Origin of the sequence: Nakamurella multipartita DSM 44233 (assembly GCF_000024365.1) — a bacterium.
GTDB classification, from domain to species: Bacteria; Actinomycetota; Actinomycetes; order Mycobacteriales; family Nakamurellaceae; genus Nakamurella; species Nakamurella multipartita.
On the sequence record NC_013235.1, the window covers coordinates 1,685,062 to 1,698,651 of the forward strand.

11 protein-coding genes and 2 pseudogenes are annotated in these 13,590 nt (G+C 71.2%); 12 read left to right on the forward strand and 1 reads right to left on the reverse strand.

Going from position 1 to position 13,590, the window contains the following annotated elements:
• The first annotated feature begins 257 nt into the window (after positions 1–257).
• The 12 genes and pseudogenes from eda (at position 258) to NAMU_RS07680 (ending at position 12,113) form a co-directional block, all read left to right on the forward strand.
• Positions 258–947: a bifunctional 4-hydroxy-2-oxoglutarate aldolase/2-dehydro-3-deoxy-phosphogluconate aldolase gene (eda, locus tag NAMU_RS07625; RefSeq protein WP_015746831.1), complete on the forward strand. Its 690-nt coding sequence runs from the start codon at positions 258–260 to the stop codon at positions 945–947.
• The gene (locus NAMU_RS07630; protein WP_015746832.1) at positions 944–1,804 is read left to right on the forward strand and encodes an SDR family oxidoreductase; all 861 of its coding nucleotides are present in this window, start codon (positions 944–946) and stop codon (positions 1,802–1,804) included. Before eda ends, NAMU_RS07630 begins: the two co-directional genes overlap by 4 nt.
• A gap of 11 nt (positions 1,805–1,815) precedes the next feature.
• Positions 1,816–2,925, forward strand: coding sequence for a galactitol-1-phosphate 5-dehydrogenase (locus NAMU_RS07635; protein ID WP_015746833.1), 1,110 nt, complete (start codon positions 1,816–1,818; stop codon positions 2,923–2,925).
• The gene (locus NAMU_RS07640; RefSeq protein WP_015746834.1) at positions 2,922–4,025 is read left to right on the forward strand and encodes a zinc-dependent dehydrogenase; all 1,104 of its coding nucleotides are present in this window, start codon (positions 2,922–2,924) and stop codon (positions 4,023–4,025) included. Before NAMU_RS07635 ends, NAMU_RS07640 begins: the two co-directional genes overlap by 4 nt.
• Positions 4,022–5,536 (forward strand): glycerol kinase GlpK, encoded by a 1,515-nt coding sequence (gene glpK, locus NAMU_RS07645; RefSeq protein WP_015746835.1) that lies wholly within the window; start codon positions 4,022–4,024, stop codon positions 5,534–5,536. Before NAMU_RS07640 ends, glpK begins: the two co-directional genes overlap by 4 nt.
• Positions 5,536–6,524 (forward strand): annotated as a pseudogene (locus NAMU_RS31720) (shikimate dehydrogenase family protein). The gene glpK and the pseudogene NAMU_RS31720 overlap by 1 nt, the downstream one beginning before the upstream one ends.
• 86 nt (positions 6,525–6,610) lie before the next feature.
• Positions 6,611–7,747: a sugar ABC transporter substrate-binding protein gene (locus NAMU_RS07655; RefSeq protein WP_015746836.1), complete on the forward strand. Its 1,137-nt coding sequence runs from the start codon at positions 6,611–6,613 to the stop codon at positions 7,745–7,747.
• A gap of 35 nt (positions 7,748–7,782) precedes the next feature.
• A complete protein-coding gene (locus NAMU_RS07660; protein ID WP_015746837.1) occupies positions 7,783–9,366 on the forward strand; it encodes a sugar ABC transporter ATP-binding protein in 1,584 nt (527 codons plus the stop codon).
• Positions 9,363–9,614 carry an ABC transporter permease gene (locus tag NAMU_RS07665; RefSeq protein WP_041368551.1) on the forward strand — a complete coding sequence of 84 codons (252 nt, stop codon included), beginning with the start codon at positions 9,363–9,365 and terminating at the stop codon, positions 9,612–9,614. The genes NAMU_RS07660 and NAMU_RS07665 overlap by 4 nt, the downstream gene beginning before the upstream one ends.
• A 77-nt stretch (positions 9,615–9,691) precedes the next feature.
• Positions 9,692–10,447: pseudogene (locus NAMU_RS30875) on the forward strand (ABC transporter permease).
• 1 nt (position 10,448) lies between these two features.
• Positions 10,449–11,327 (forward strand): sugar phosphate isomerase/epimerase family protein, encoded by an 879-nt coding sequence (locus tag NAMU_RS07675; protein WP_015746838.1) that lies wholly within the window; start codon positions 10,449–10,451, stop codon positions 11,325–11,327.
• 3 nt (positions 11,328–11,330) lie between these two features.
• Positions 11,331–12,113, forward strand: a complete 783-nt coding sequence (locus tag NAMU_RS07680; RefSeq protein WP_015746839.1) for an SDR family NAD(P)-dependent oxidoreductase — start codon at positions 11,331–11,333, stop codon at positions 12,111–12,113.
• Here the strand turns inward: NAMU_RS07680 and NAMU_RS07685 are convergent.
• Complete coding sequence (locus tag NAMU_RS07685) at positions 12,110–13,525, reverse strand: NAD(P)/FAD-dependent oxidoreductase (RefSeq protein ID WP_015746840.1); 1,416 nt, start codon at positions 13,523–13,525, stop codon at positions 12,110–12,112. The genes NAMU_RS07680 and NAMU_RS07685 overlap by 4 nt on opposite strands.
• Between the last annotated feature and the right edge of the window lie 65 nt (positions 13,526–13,590).

A 13,590-nucleotide genomic window follows, 5' to 3' on the forward strand; every position in this document is an offset into this window, starting at 1 on the left:
ATTTCTACGACAGGTATTGACGACTCTCGAAATTCCTGCCAGAGTCATCGGCACACCAGTTCGGCGGGCTTGCCCCGACCGGCCGGCGACACCCCCAACGGAGAGGGAAGGGTCCGACGATGACGCCCATCGCTGCAGTCCCCGGGACCCCGACCGTCGACCCGTGGAAGTCGTCCCCCAGTGCTCACCCGGACTCCGCCACGCCGGCGACCGGTCCGGGCCGTTCCCCCCGCCCGCCCCGCCGCAGAAAGGTCCGCATGAACCACCAAGACATCGAGAACCGTCTCCGGGAAACGGGTGTCGTGCCGGTGGTGACCATCCGGAACGCGACCGACGCCCCCGCCCTGGGGGCTGCGCTGGCCGCCGGTGGCCTGCCGATCGCGGAGATCACCTTCCGCACCGATGCCGCGGCGGAGGCCATCGCCCAGCTGCGCCGGTACACCCCCGAGGTGCTGGTCGGGGCCGGCACCGTGCTGGACGTGCCCACCCTGCAGGCCGCCCAGCGGGCCGGCGCCGTCTTCGCGGTCGCGCCCGGCCTCAACCCCGAGGTCGTCGACGCCGGTCGCGAGCTGGGCCTGCCGGTCATCCCCGGGGTCAGCTCGCCCACCGACATCGAGGCCGCGCTGGCCCGAGACATCACGCTGGTCAAGTTCTTCCCGGCCGAGGCGGCCGGCGGTCTGGCCTTCCTCAAGGCCGTGTCCGCCCCCTACGCCGGGGTGTCCTTCATGCCGACCGGCGGCATCACCCCGGCCAACCTGTCCGACTACCTGGCCCAGCCGTTCGTCGCGGCCTGCGGCGGTTCCTGGATCGCCACCGAGAAGGCCATCGCCGAGCAGCGTTTCGACGACATCGCGGCCGCCGCCCGGACCGCCCGGGCGCTGGCCGCGCCGTTCCGCAGCACCCACCCGACCGTGACCCGAGCCCCCCTGGAAACGAGGAGCGCATGAGTACCGCCACCGATTACGTCCCCGACTACATCGCCACCCCCGGCACCGCCCTGGCTGGGAAGGTCGCCATCGTCACCGGCGGCGCGTCCGGCATCGGCGACGCCGTCGGCCGGGTCTTCGCCGCCAACCAGGCCAAGGTCGTGCTGGTGGACGTGGACACCGATCGGCTCAAGAAGGTGGTGGCCAGCATCCAGGACGGCTCCCCGGAGGCCACCGTGGTCGGGGTGACCGCCGACGTCACCGACGAGGCCGCCGTGCAGGCGATCTTCGCGCAGGCCGTCGCCGACTGGGGCCGGGTGGACCTGGTCGTGAACAGCGCCGGCCGGGACTCGCTGTCCCCGCCGGTCACCGAGGTCACCCTCGAGGAGTGGAACGCCACCATCGGGCCGAACCTGACCGCGGTGTTCCTGATGTGCCGCGAGGCGTTCCGGGTGATGCAGACCCAGGAGTCCGGCGGCCGGATCATCAACATGGGCTCCTCGTCGACCCGGCTGGCCTCGGGCCCCGGGCACAGCCCCTACCGGGCGTCCAAGCACGGCATGCTCGGCTTCAGCAAGAACATCCTGCTCGAGGGCAAGGGCAAGAACATCGGCGTGACGGTGATGAACCCGTCGCACGTGGCCACCCCGATGACCCAGATCATCGACAAGGGCCTGTACGACGGCGACATCCCGGCCTACGTGGACGGCTGGCTGGACGAGAAGGAAATCCGCGAGGGCATCCACGCCAGCTGCATCGACGTGGCCAACGTGGCCGAGGCGGCGCTATACGTGGCGACCCGCACCCCGGACGTCACCATCCCGACCTTCTCGATGTACCCGACCCACAAGGCCCATCGCTACGGCATGGAAATCTGAGGAAACCGATCATGAAGGCAGTCGTGCTCGACGCCCCCGGCGTCCTGCGTCACGGCGAGGTGCCCGACCCGCAGCCGTTCGGCGAGCGGCCCGTGCTGGTCCGGGTCGGCGCCGTCGGAGTCTGCGGATCCGACCTGCTGCGGGTCGGTCACGGCACCGCGTACCACTACCCGCTGGTCCTGGGCCACGAGTTCTCCGCGGTCGTCGAGCAGCCTCCGGCCGGCTCCCGCTTCAGCCCGGGGGACCGGGTCGCGGTCTTCCCGCTGCTGCCCAACCCGGACGACCCGCTCACCGAGATCGGCGAACCGGCCCTGGGTTCGGGCTACGACTACTTCGGATCCCGCCGCGACGGGGGACTGGCGGAGCTGCTCTGGGTCCCCGAGCGCAATCTGGTGCCGGTCCCGGCGAGCATGCCGCTGCTGCACGCGGCCATGGTCGAGCCGGCCGCGGTGGCCCTGCATGCGGTGCGCAAGCTGTCCGTGCCGGCCGCCGGCTCGGCCCTGGTGATCGGCGCCGGCCCGATCGGGGCCCTAGCCGCCCAGTGGCTGCGGGTGCTGGGCTGGAGCCGGGTCCTGGTCGCCGACGTCGATCCCCGCAAGCGGGCGGTGATGGCCGATCTGGGCTTCGAGACGATCGACCCGGGTGATCCGGCCGCCGGTGGGACGGTGGCCCAGGTGCTGGCCGCCACCGGCCGCGGCGTGGATGCCGCAGTCGAGGCCAGCGGGCTGCCGGCCACCCTGCTGCAGACGCTGGAGGCCACCGCCCCGCGCGGCCAGGTGCTCATCCTGGGCGATCTCAAGGGCGACGTCACCATTGGCCGGGCGCTGATCTCGTCGCTGATCCGCCGCGAACTCATTGTCTACGGCACCTGGAACTCGACGATCGGCCCGGCCGGGCACAGCGAGTGGGACATGGTGGTCGACGCGGTCGCCACCGGCCGGATCGCGCTCGCCCCGCTGATCAGTCACGCCGCCCCGCTGGAGACCGCGCCCGAGTTGTTCGCCGATCTGCTGGCCCGCCGGCAGTGGTCGAACAAGGTGCTCTTCGCGATCTCGCCGGAGGCGCGGTCCGAAGCGGCCGCCCTGGCCGCCGGCGAATCCGCCCTGGCCGGTGCCCGATGAGGGCCGCCGTCTTCCACGCGCCCGGCACCGTCGTGCTGGAGGACCGGCCGATTCCCGCGGTCGGGCCGGGCGATCTGCTCATCAGGGTGCAGGCCGCCTCGGTCTGCGGCACGGATCTGCGCATCTTCAACTACGGCCACTTCAAGCTCGCCCCCGGCGCCCACCGGGTGCAGGGTCACGAGACGGCCGGCGAGATCGTGGCCACCGGCGACGAGGTCACCGGGTACGCGGTGGGCGACCGGGTCAGTGTCACCCCCAACGTCGGCTGCGGCCGGTGCCCGATGTGCCTGCGCGGGTTGAACAACATGTGCCCGGATTACGAGGCCTTCGGGGTCAGCCTGGACGGCGGATTCGCCGAATACCTGCTGGTGCCGGCCTTCGCGGTGCAGCGGGGCAACGTCTTCCACCTGCCGGCCGGTCTGGACTACACCCAGGCCGCCCTGGTCGAGCCGTTCTCGTGCTGCCTGCGGGGGGTGCGGTCGGTCGGGATCGGTCCCCAGGACGACGTGCTGGTGGTCGGGGCCGGGCCGATCGGGGCGTTCACCGTCATGCTGGCCCGGCTGGCCGGGGCCCGGCGGATCATCGTGGCCAACCGCAGCCGGGGCCGGCTGGCGCAGCTGGCCGGCTACGGCGCCGACACCCTGATCGAGGTCGGCGACCGGGACCTGGTCGAGGCGGTCAAGGCCGAGACCGGCGGCCGCGGCGTCGATGTCGCCATCACCGCGGCCTCCAGCGCGCAGGTGCAGGCGGACGCGGTGCAGCTGCTGGCCACCCACGGCCGGCTCAACTTCTTCGCCGGGCTCAGCGGTCGGGGCGGCCCACCCACGGTGGCCATCGACACCAACCGGGTGCACTACCAGGGCCTGACGCTGACCGGCACGACCGGATCGAGCAACGCCGACTACGCCGACGCGCTGCAGATCGTGGGGCAGGGCCGGGTCGACCTGAGCGGCCTGCTCACCCGGACGTTCTCGGTCGAGGACATCCACGAGGCCTTCGCCTACGCCGCGTCCGGCGCCGGCATGAAGGCCGGCATCGCCTTCGGCACCGACCCGTCCGCCCGCGCAGCGGACCTGGAACAGGCAGGAGTGCCCGCATGAGCGGCAGCGTCGTGATGGCGATGGACGCCGGCACCACCGGCATCCGGGCCATCCTGTTCGACAAGGCCGGCGAGGTCGTCGCCGAGGCCAGCCAGGAGTTCCGGCAGATCTACCCGCAGTCCGGCTGGGTCGAGCACGACCCGGTGGACATCTGGAACACCCAGCTGACGGTGGCGCACAAGGTCCTCGACGTGGCCGGCCTGGCCGCCGACCAAGTGGCCGCCATCGGCATCACCAACCAGCGGGAGACCACCGTGGTCTGGGACCGGCACACCGGCCACCCGGTCTACAACGCCATCGTCTGGCAGGACCGGCGTACCGCCGGCCGGTGTGACGAGCTCAAGGCTTGGGGGCTGACCGATCACGTCCGGCGGACCACCGGGCTGGTCATCGACGCGTACTTCTCCGGCACCAAGATCGACTGGATCCTGCGCAACGTGCCCGGGGCGCGCGAGCGGGCGGCCGCCGGCGACCTGCTCTTCGGCACGGTCGACAGCTGGCTGATCTGGAACCTGACCGGCGGCGCGGGATCGTCGGCGGCGGTGCACGTCACCGACTACTCCAACGCCTCGCGCACCATGCTGTTCGACATCAACCGGCTCGACTGGGACCCGACCATGCTGGCCGAGCTGGACATCCCGCGGTCGATGCTGCCGCAGGTGCGGCCGACCAGCGAGATCTTCGGCCACACCGACGCATCGGTGTTCTTCGGCGTCCCCGTCCCGGTCGCCGCGGCGGTCGGCGATCAGCATGCCGCCCTGTTCGGCCAGGCCTGCTTCGAACCCGGCATGATCAAGTCCACCTACGGCACCGGTGCCTCCCTGCTGATGAACACCGGTGAGCGGCCGGTGTTCTCGGACAAGGGCCTGCTGACCACGGTCGCCTGGGGCGTGGACGGGCAGGTCCAGTACGCCCTGGAGGGACTGATCTTCGTCTCCGCCGCCAGCATCCAGTGGCTGCGGGACGAGCTGAAGATCATCTACGACTCGGCCGACACCGAGTACGCGGCGCTGCGGGTCCCGGACTCGGGCGGGGTCTACTTCGTCCCCGCGTTCGTCGGGCTGGCCGCGCCCTACTGGGACCCCTACGCCCGCGGCGGCATCCTGGGCCTGAGCTTCGGGGTGAACCGCAACCACGTCATCCGCGCGGCGCTGGAGGCCATCGCCTACCAGATCCGGGATCTGACCGACGCCATGCAGACCGATTCCGGCATCCCGCTGGTCGAGGTCAAGGTGGACGGCGGCGCCTCGAAGAACAACTTCCTCATGCAGTTCCAGGCCGATCTGCTCGGGGTGCCCGCGCTGCGGCCCGTCGTCACCGAGTCCTCCGCCCGCGGCGCGGCCTTCCTGGCCGGCCTGGCCGTCGGGTTCTGGGCCGATCGGGCCGAACTGGTCGATTCCTTCCGGCTGGACCGCCGGTTCGAACCGGCCATGAAGGCCGACGAGGCCGACCGGTTACATGCCGGCTGGCTGCGGGCCGTCGAGCGGGTCCGCGACTGGGAGGAGCACTGATGAGCACCGCACCGGTGACCAGCCCGGTCACCTTCACCCCGGCGAGCTCGTCGACGTTCTACTTCATCGGCGTGAGCACGGCGAAATCGTCGATCCAGCAGGTGTTCCCGGCCTGGGCCCGGCACCTGGGCCTGGATGCCCGGCTGGCCGGCATCGATCTGGCCCTGGACGACGACCCGGTGAACTACCGGACCGTGGTGCAGGGCATCAAGGACGATCCGTGCTCGCTCGGGGCGCTGGTCACCACCCACAAGCTCAACCTCTACCGGGCCGCCGCCGACCTGTTCGACGACGTCGGCCCGGACACCCGGACCCTGGGCGAGGTGAGCAGCATCTCCAAGCGCGGCGCCAGCCTGTACGGGGACGCGAAAGACCCCATCACGTGTGCGCTCTCGCTCGACGCGGTGGTCGGCGACGGCTACTGGGACCGGACCGGGGCCGAGCTGCTGCTGCTCGGGGCGGGCGGCAGCTCGCTGCCCTGACCCTGGCCCTGCACCGGCGGGCGCAGGCCGGGCAGCCGGTGCCGGCCCGCATCGTGGTCAGCAACCGGCGGCCCGGCCGGATCCAGGAGATGCGCGAGATCCACGACCGGATCGGCTTCGCCATTCCGATCGACTACCGCGTCGCGCCCGAACCGGCCGACAACGATGCCCTGGTCGCCGCGCGGCCGGCCGGCACGGTGATCGCCAATGCCACCGGCCTGGGCAAGGACCGGCCGGGGTCCCCGCTGACCGACGCCGTCCGGTTCCCGGAGGCGGCGATCGCCTGGGACTTCAACTACCGCGGCGATCTGGTCTTCCTTGACCAGGCCCGGGCCCAGGCCGGCCGCGCCGGGGTCCGCGCGGTGGACGGCTGGTTCTACTTCCTGCACGGCTGGACCCGGGTCATCGCCGAGGTCTTCGCCGCCCAGTTGCCGGCCGGCATTCCGACCGCCGGACCGGAATTCGACGAGCTCTCCCGGATCGCCCGCAATCCCGGCACCGCCTGACGTCCCGCCCGCCGACCCGCATTCCCGTCCTGCCGCTCCGACTTGTCCCTGACAGTGCCGTCACTCCCGACAGGAGACCCATCCCCATGCGTTCCTTCCGTTCCCGCCGGACCCTGCGCGCCACCCTGCTGGCCGCGACCTGCGCGCTGACCCTGGTCGGCACCTCCGCCTGCGCCCTGACCGGGGGTGGCAGTTCCGCCTCGACGGGCTCGGTCTCGGCCGCCGCGGCCGACCGGTCGGTGCAGGCCGGCTCGGGTCAGACCCCGACCTACCCGGCGCCGATCCCGTTGGCCGAGGGCGCCGCCGCGTCCCTGGACAAGCTGTCCTACGACGGCGGCACCCCGACCATCGCCTACCTGCCGATGGGCACCGAGTTCAACTACCACCTGGCCCTGTACGAAGGCATCAAGTCGGTGCCGGGAGCCGAGAGCTTCATGCTCTCGCCGTATTCCGGCAGCGACCAGGCCGGCCAGCTGGGCATGCTGCAGGACGTCACCTCCCGCCCGGACGTCGACGCCATCCTGCTGATCAGTTTCGATGAGCATTCGCTGGCCCCGCTGGTGCAGAAGGCGGTGGACGCCGGCAAGGCGGTCATCATCATCAACTCCGACATCCCCAACTACCCGTCGCCGGTCGATGGGGTGGTCGGCGTCTCGCAGCGGGTGGCCAACAAGAAGCTGGCCCAGTACGCCGTCCAGCAGTCCGACGGAAGCCCGCGCCAGGTGGGCATTCTCAACGGTGAGCCGAGCTATCTGGACACCGAGCGTTCGGGCGGCTTCATCGACGGCCTGGCCGGCTCGAACTGGACGGTGACCGCGCAGGTCAACGGCGGCTGGAGCGTGGAGAAGGGCAACACCGCGGCGATGGACCTGCTGCAGGCCAACCCCGGGGTGACCGTGCTGTACGCGGCCAACGACTACATGGCCGAAGGGGCCGCACTGGCGGTCAAGTCGCTGGGCCGCACCGACGTCCAGGTCTACGGGTACGACGGGGACACCGCCGCCATCGAGGCCATCGCCAACAAGGACGGCATCACCGCCACCACCAACACCAACCCGGTCGCGATGGGCGCGATGGCCGCGCAGTACGCCATCGACCTGCTGAACCGCAAGGCCCAGGTCGGCTACGTCGACGCGCCGACCGAGATCGTCACCGCCGAGAACGCCGCGACGATCCTGCAGAACCCGGACGGCCTGTTCCCCAAGCCCTCCCAGGACTACTGAGCCCGGCCGGTCACCGACAAGAAGGGCGGACGACCATGACGGTCGACGAACGGACCCAGCAGCCCGCGTCCCCGGAGGCAACGCTGTGGGAACTGCACGACATCACCAAGGTGTTTCCCGGCGTGCGCGCCAACGACGGCATCTCGATGGTGTTGCACGCCGGACAGATCCACGGACTGCTCGGTGAGAACGGTTGTGGCAAGTCCACCCTGATCAAGATCCTGTCCGGCGTGCAGCAGCCCGACTCGGGCGAGCTGCGGCACCGCGGGCGTCCGGTCACTATGGCCACCCCGGCCGCGGCCCGGGCGCAGGGGGTGGCCACCGTCTACCAGGAATTCTCGCTCATCCCGCACCTGACGGTGGCCGAGAACATCTCCATGGGCCGGCATCCGCGGCGGCGCGGCGGTCTGCTGGTGGACTGGAAGGCGGTGGCCACCGGGGCCGGCGCCATCCTGGCCGAGCTCGGCCTGGACATCGATCCGCAGACCCGGGTGGCCGACCTGTCCGTGGCCGAACAGCAGTTGGTTGAGATCGCCAAGGCGCTGTCCCAGCAGGCCACCCTGCTGATCCTGGACGAGCCGACCACCGCCCTGGGCCAGCAGGAGATCACCCTGCTGCACGGGCTGCTGCGCCGGCTGCGCTCGCGCGGTGTGGCCATCCTGTACATCTCGCACCGGCTGGACGAGGTGGTCGAACTGGTCGACTCGTTCACCGTGCTGCGGCAGGGCAAGGTGGCCAGCGCCAGCGGGCAGACCCGGCTCGACGTGGGCGAGATCGTCACCGCGATGATCGGTCAGGACGTCGGCGAGCACTACCCCAAGGAACGCAACGCCACCGACCAGGTCGTGCTGACCGCCCGCGGGCTGCAGACCGCGACCCGGGTCCGCGGGGTCGATCTGGATCTGCGCCGCGGGGAGGTCCTCGGCCTGGGCGGGGTGATCGGGTCCGGCCGCACCGAGATCGCCCGGGCGCTGTTCGGGGCGGACCCGCTGACCGGCGGCGAGATCGCCGTCGACGGCCGCCCGCTGCGGCTGCGCGGCCCGCAGGACGCGATCAGGGCCGGCATCGCGCTGGTCCCGGAGAACCGCAAGTACGACGGCCTGTTCTTCAACTTCGCCGCCGGGCCGAACATCACCATGGCCCGGTTGGGGGCGGTGCGTCGCGGCCTGCTGTTCGACCACGGCAAGGAGCGGGCCACCGCGCAGCGCTACATCACCGATCTGGAGGTCACCCCGGCGGCCGCCGCCAAGACCGTCAACCTGATCTCCGGCGGCAACCAGCAGAAGGTGCTGATCGCCCGGTGGCTGTTCACCGGGTCCCGCATCGTCATCCTCGACGAGCCCACGCAGGGCATCGACATCGGCGCCAAGCTGGCCGTCTACCGGTTGATCAACGAACTCACCCGGGCCGGCCACGCGGTCGTCATGATCAGCTCCGACCACAACGAACTGCTGGCGATGAGCGACCGGATCGCCATCGTCAAGCACGGCCGGGTCACCGCGATCCGCCCGGCCGACCAGGTTTCCCACACCGATCTGGTCTCCGCCGCGGAAGCCCCGCACCAGCACCCGGTTCCGGCCGACAACCCCCTCACCGTCAGCACAGGAGAGTCCCGATGAAGCGCTCGTCCCTGGCCGAATTCGCAGGGCCCGCGCTGGCCCTGCTGGTCATCCTGGTCATCGTCGCGGTGACCACCCCCAATTTCCTGGCCACCGACAACTTCCAGAACATCGCCCTGCAGGCGGCGGTGCTCTCGATCGTGGCGATCGGTTCCACCGTGGTCATCCTCACCGGAGGCATCGACCTGAGCCCCGGGTCGATGATCGCGTTGCTGACCATGCTGCTGGCCTCGCTGACCGGAAAATAGGTACGCATGAGGCTGGTGGTGCTGCTGGTGCACATTTTCACGCCTCTGTGGCGTCACCGGAAGGGACAGGGTGACTGATGAAACTCGACGGCTGGAGCCTGGTCTTCGCCATCCTGGCCGTGCTGGCCGGCGGCGCCGCCCTCGGCGCCATCAACGGCTTCTTCGTCGCCTACCTGAAGATCCCCGCGTTCATCGTCACCCTGGCCGCGCTCTCCGCGTTCAAGGGTCTGGCCCTGACCATCGGCGGCGGCACCCCGATCTTCTCGCTGTCGCCGTCCCTGGAGGCGATCTTCTACGGGCAGGTGTTCGGGATCCCGCTGCCGTTCCTCTACGTCCTGGTCCTCTACGCCATCGCCATCGTAATGCTGAACTACACCAAGTTCGGCCGCGAGATCTAAGCGATCGGCGGCAACGAGAACGCGGCCCGGCTCTCGGGTATCCGGGTCAAGCGGGTGCGCATGCTCGCCTTCGTCATCGCCGGCGGCTGCGCCGCGGTCGGTGCGGTGCTGCTGGCCGCCCGGCTGAACTCCGGCTCGCCCAACTACGGCACCCTGATCGAGCTGCAGGCGATCGCCGCCGCGGTGGTCGGCGGGGCCAGCCTGGCCGGCGGCCGCGGGCACATCTTCAACACCCTGATCGGCGTGCTGATCATCACCGTGGTGCAGAATTCGCTGAACCTGAACGCGGTGTCGCCGGCGATCCAGAGCATCGCGATCGGCCTGATCATCCTGCTGGCCGTGGGCATCGACATCTGGCGCGGGCAGATCTCCCGCGAGCTGGTCGCCAAGCTGGGCCGCCGGCGCGAGCCGGCCCTGGCCGGAAAGGGGAACTGAAATGAACCGGCCGATCAACCAGTTGGGCCTGCATTCGCTGGTCTACACCGCGCAGTGGGACGAGGCGGCCGCCCGGGACGTGTTCACCCGGGCCGCCGGCCTGGGCTATGACCTGGTCGAGGTGCTGATGTTCGACCCGGCCGCGACCGACACGGCCATGACCGCCCGGCTGGCCAAGGAATACGGCGTCGGCGTGATCACCGCGGTGTGCGGCACCCTGACCGCGGACATCTCCAGCGCCGATCCGCAGGTCGCTCGGCGCGGCGAGGAATTCGTCGAGCGGGCGATCGTCGCGGCGGCCGAGATGGGTTCACCCGCCCTGGGCGGCCCGAGCTTTTCCGCCGTGCACCGCTACACCACGGCGCCCTCGCCCGTGGCTCGGGAACGAGCAATCGAGATCTACGGCCGCATCGCCGAGCGGGCCTCCGCCGCCGGGATCCGGGTCGGTCTGGAGGCGCTGAACCGGTACGAGAGCAACTTCATCAACACCGTCGGGCAGGCCGCCGAGCTGGTGCGGGCGGTCGGCTCCGACGCGCTGTTCGTGCACGGCGACCTGTTCCACATGAACATCGAGGAGGCCGGGCTGGGGGCGGCGTTCGAATCGGTGGCCGACGTGCTGGGCTACATCCACGTCGCCGAGAGCCACCGCGGACCGCTCGGTGATGGGACCATCGACTGGGACGACGTGTTCGCCGCGCTGGCCCGCATCGGCTACACCGGCCCGATCACCTTCGAGTCGTTCTCGCCGAGCGTGCTGGGCCCGGAGTGGGCCAGTCTGGTCGCGCTGTGGCGCGACCCGTGGACCGATCCGGACAAGGTCGCCGGCGACGCGCTGGCGTTCCTGCGGAACAAGCTCACCACCCACCAGAAGGGCCTGTAGGCAATGGATCTCGGACTGAGCGGGCGGCGCGCCCTGGTCACCGCGTCGACCGGTGGCATCGGGCTGCGGATCGCCGCCGCCCTCGCTCGCGAAGGGGCCGAGGTCGTCGTCAACGGGCGCTCGGCCGACCGGGTCGCGGCGGCCGTCGAGCGGCTGACGGCCGACGGCGGCGCGGCCACCGGGCTGGTCGCCGACGCCGGCACCGCCGACGGGTGCGCGACGATCATCGAGCAGCAGCCGGACGTGGACATCCTGGTCAACAACCTGGGCATCTACACGCCGATCCCGATCGACGAGTCCACCGACGAGCAGTGGTTGGAGCTGTTCGGCATCAACGTGCTGTCCGGGGTGCGGCTGACCCGGCACTACATCGGCGGCATGCTGTCCCGGAATACCGGCCGGGTGGTGTTCATCTCCAGCGAGGCGGCCCTGACCCCCGCGCCGGAGCTGCCGCACTACAGCGCGACCAAGACCATGGAACTGTCCATCTCCCGCAACTTCGCCGAGCTGACCAAGGGCACCGGGGTGACGGTGAACGCGGTGCTGCCCGGCTCCACCCGGACCGAGGGCGTGCAGGAATTCGTGCAGAACCTGTTCCCGGAGCTGCCCTACGAGCAGGCCGAGGCCCGGTTCATGGCGCAGAACCGGTCCACCTCGCTGCTGGCCCGGCTGATCGACCCGGACGAGATCGCCGATGTGGTGACCTTCGTCTGCAGCGCCCGCTCGGGGGCCATCAACGGCTCGTCGCTGCGGGCCGACGGCGGCATCGTGCGGACGGTGTTCTAGCCGCGCCCGGACCCCACGTGCGGCCCCGGCTCAGTGGTGTTGATCATGGGAGGAGTGCCGTTATCCGTCCCGGATAACGGCACTCCTCCCATGATCAACTTGGAAGGGCGGGCCGGGCGCAGCACCCGGGCCACCACGGCCGGGGCCAGCAGGCTCGGTGGCGGCTCCAGCAACGCGGTCACCCGGATCAGGGCGGCGGCCACCGCCGGGTCGTGGCGGGCGGCGCGCTGGACCCGCCGCACATAGCGGCCGAGGACCCGCCCGACCACGCCCGGGGACGGGGCCAGCACCCCGGGCAGGGCGCCGACCGCGCCGGCCACCAGCTGCCAGGCCTGGTCGGCGATCCGCGCGGCGACGGCCGGGTACCCGGCGACCGAACCGGTGCGGTCCAGGGCCGACCGCAGCGCGAGGGCCTGCAAGGCGGCCAGGCTCATTCCCTGGCCGAACGTCGGGTCGATGCTGCAGATCGCGTCTCCGATCGCGAGGTATCCCGCGGGCAGCGCCGGAAATCGCCGCCGCCGGCAGTCCGGAAAGTGGTAGGTCCACGCCGGATGCGCGGCCGGGCGGTCGCGCAGCAGGCTGGCGATGTCCGGGGTGACCAGGCCGCCGGCGAAGGAGATCAGCCCGTCGGGGTCCTGCGGGACCGGTTGATCGGCGTAGGCGAACAGGGTGATCGTCCAGGTGCCGTCCTCCTGGCGCAGGGCCACCCCGCCGCGCGGAACCGCCGGGGTCGCCGCCGCCACCAGGAAGCTGCGCCCGCCCAGATCGTCGTCCCGGGCCGGCACGTGGATCGTGATGTACCGCAGACCGACCACGATCCGCTCCTGAACCGGTGGCCGCGCGCCGATCCGGGGGAACCACCGGCCGGCCCGACCGGACCGGCCGGAGGCGTCAATCACCAGGTCGGCGCCGATCGTCCGGTCCTGACCGCCGGCCCCGCTGGTCTGCACGCCGGTCACCCGCGTCGCGTCCCCCCGCAGGCCGAGAACGTCCACCTCATCATGAATCTCGACGGTGGGTAGCTCCCGTACCCGATCCCGGACGACGTGTTCGAGCTCCAGGCGGGAGGCGCCGAGGCCGCGCACGCCCAGGTCGCAGTCGCTGATCAGCCCGCCGCCGATCCACCACCGGCCGGCCCGGCCGAGGTCGCCGTTGCTGATGCCGCCGTCGGCGATGACCTGGTCGGTGAAGCCGGGCAGCAGGTGCTCGATCGACGCCCGGCCGGAGGCCAGCAGGGCATGCGAGTGCCGGGCGTGCGGGGTGCCGGGTCGGGTCGCCGGGCCGGCCGGCAGCACATCACGGTCGAGCACCACGACCCGGCGGGCGTGCGGGGCGACGGCCGCGGCCGCGAGCAGGCCGGCGACGCTGGCGCCGATGACGGCCACGGTGTCCAGGGCGGGTGAGGTGGGCATGGCGGGCTCCTTCCGAACGGGAGGACACCGTCGCGGATCGGACTGCTCACCCACCAGGTCATTCG

Bases quoted from the DNA above. Each gene is read 5' to 3' on its own strand.
- NAMU_RS07675 (WP_015746838.1), top strand. From the start codon at position 10,449: ATGAACCGGCCGATCAACCAGTTGGGCCTGCATTCGCTGGTCTACACC.
- NAMU_RS07630 (WP_015746832.1), top strand. From the start codon at position 944: ATGAGTACCGCCACCGATTACGTCCCCGACTACATCGCCACCCCCGGC.
- NAMU_RS07685 (WP_015746840.1), bottom strand. From the start codon at position 13,525: ATGCCCACCTCACCCGCCCTGGACACCGTGGCCGTCATCGGCGCCAGC.
- NAMU_RS07660 (WP_015746837.1), top strand. From the start codon at position 7,783: ATGACGGTCGACGAACGGACCCAGCAGCCCGCGTCCCCGGAGGCAACG.
- NAMU_RS07680 (WP_015746839.1), top strand. From the start codon at position 11,331: ATGGATCTCGGACTGAGCGGGCGGCGCGCCCTGGTCACCGCGTCGACC.
- eda (WP_015746831.1), top strand. From the start codon at position 258: ATGAACCACCAAGACATCGAGAACCGTCTCCGGGAAACGGGTGTCGTG.
- NAMU_RS07635 (WP_015746833.1), top strand. From the start codon at position 1,816: ATGAAGGCAGTCGTGCTCGACGCCCCCGGCGTCCTGCGTCACGGCGAG.
- NAMU_RS07655 (WP_015746836.1), top strand. From the start codon at position 6,611: ATGCGTTCCTTCCGTTCCCGCCGGACCCTGCGCGCCACCCTGCTGGCC.
- NAMU_RS07665 (WP_041368551.1), top strand. From the start codon at position 9,363: ATGAAGCGCTCGTCCCTGGCCGAATTCGCAGGGCCCGCGCTGGCCCTG.
- NAMU_RS07640 (WP_015746834.1), top strand. From the start codon at position 2,922: ATGAGGGCCGCCGTCTTCCACGCGCCCGGCACCGTCGTGCTGGAGGAC.
- glpK (WP_015746835.1), top strand. From the start codon at position 4,022: ATGAGCGGCAGCGTCGTGATGGCGATGGACGCCGGCACCACCGGCATC.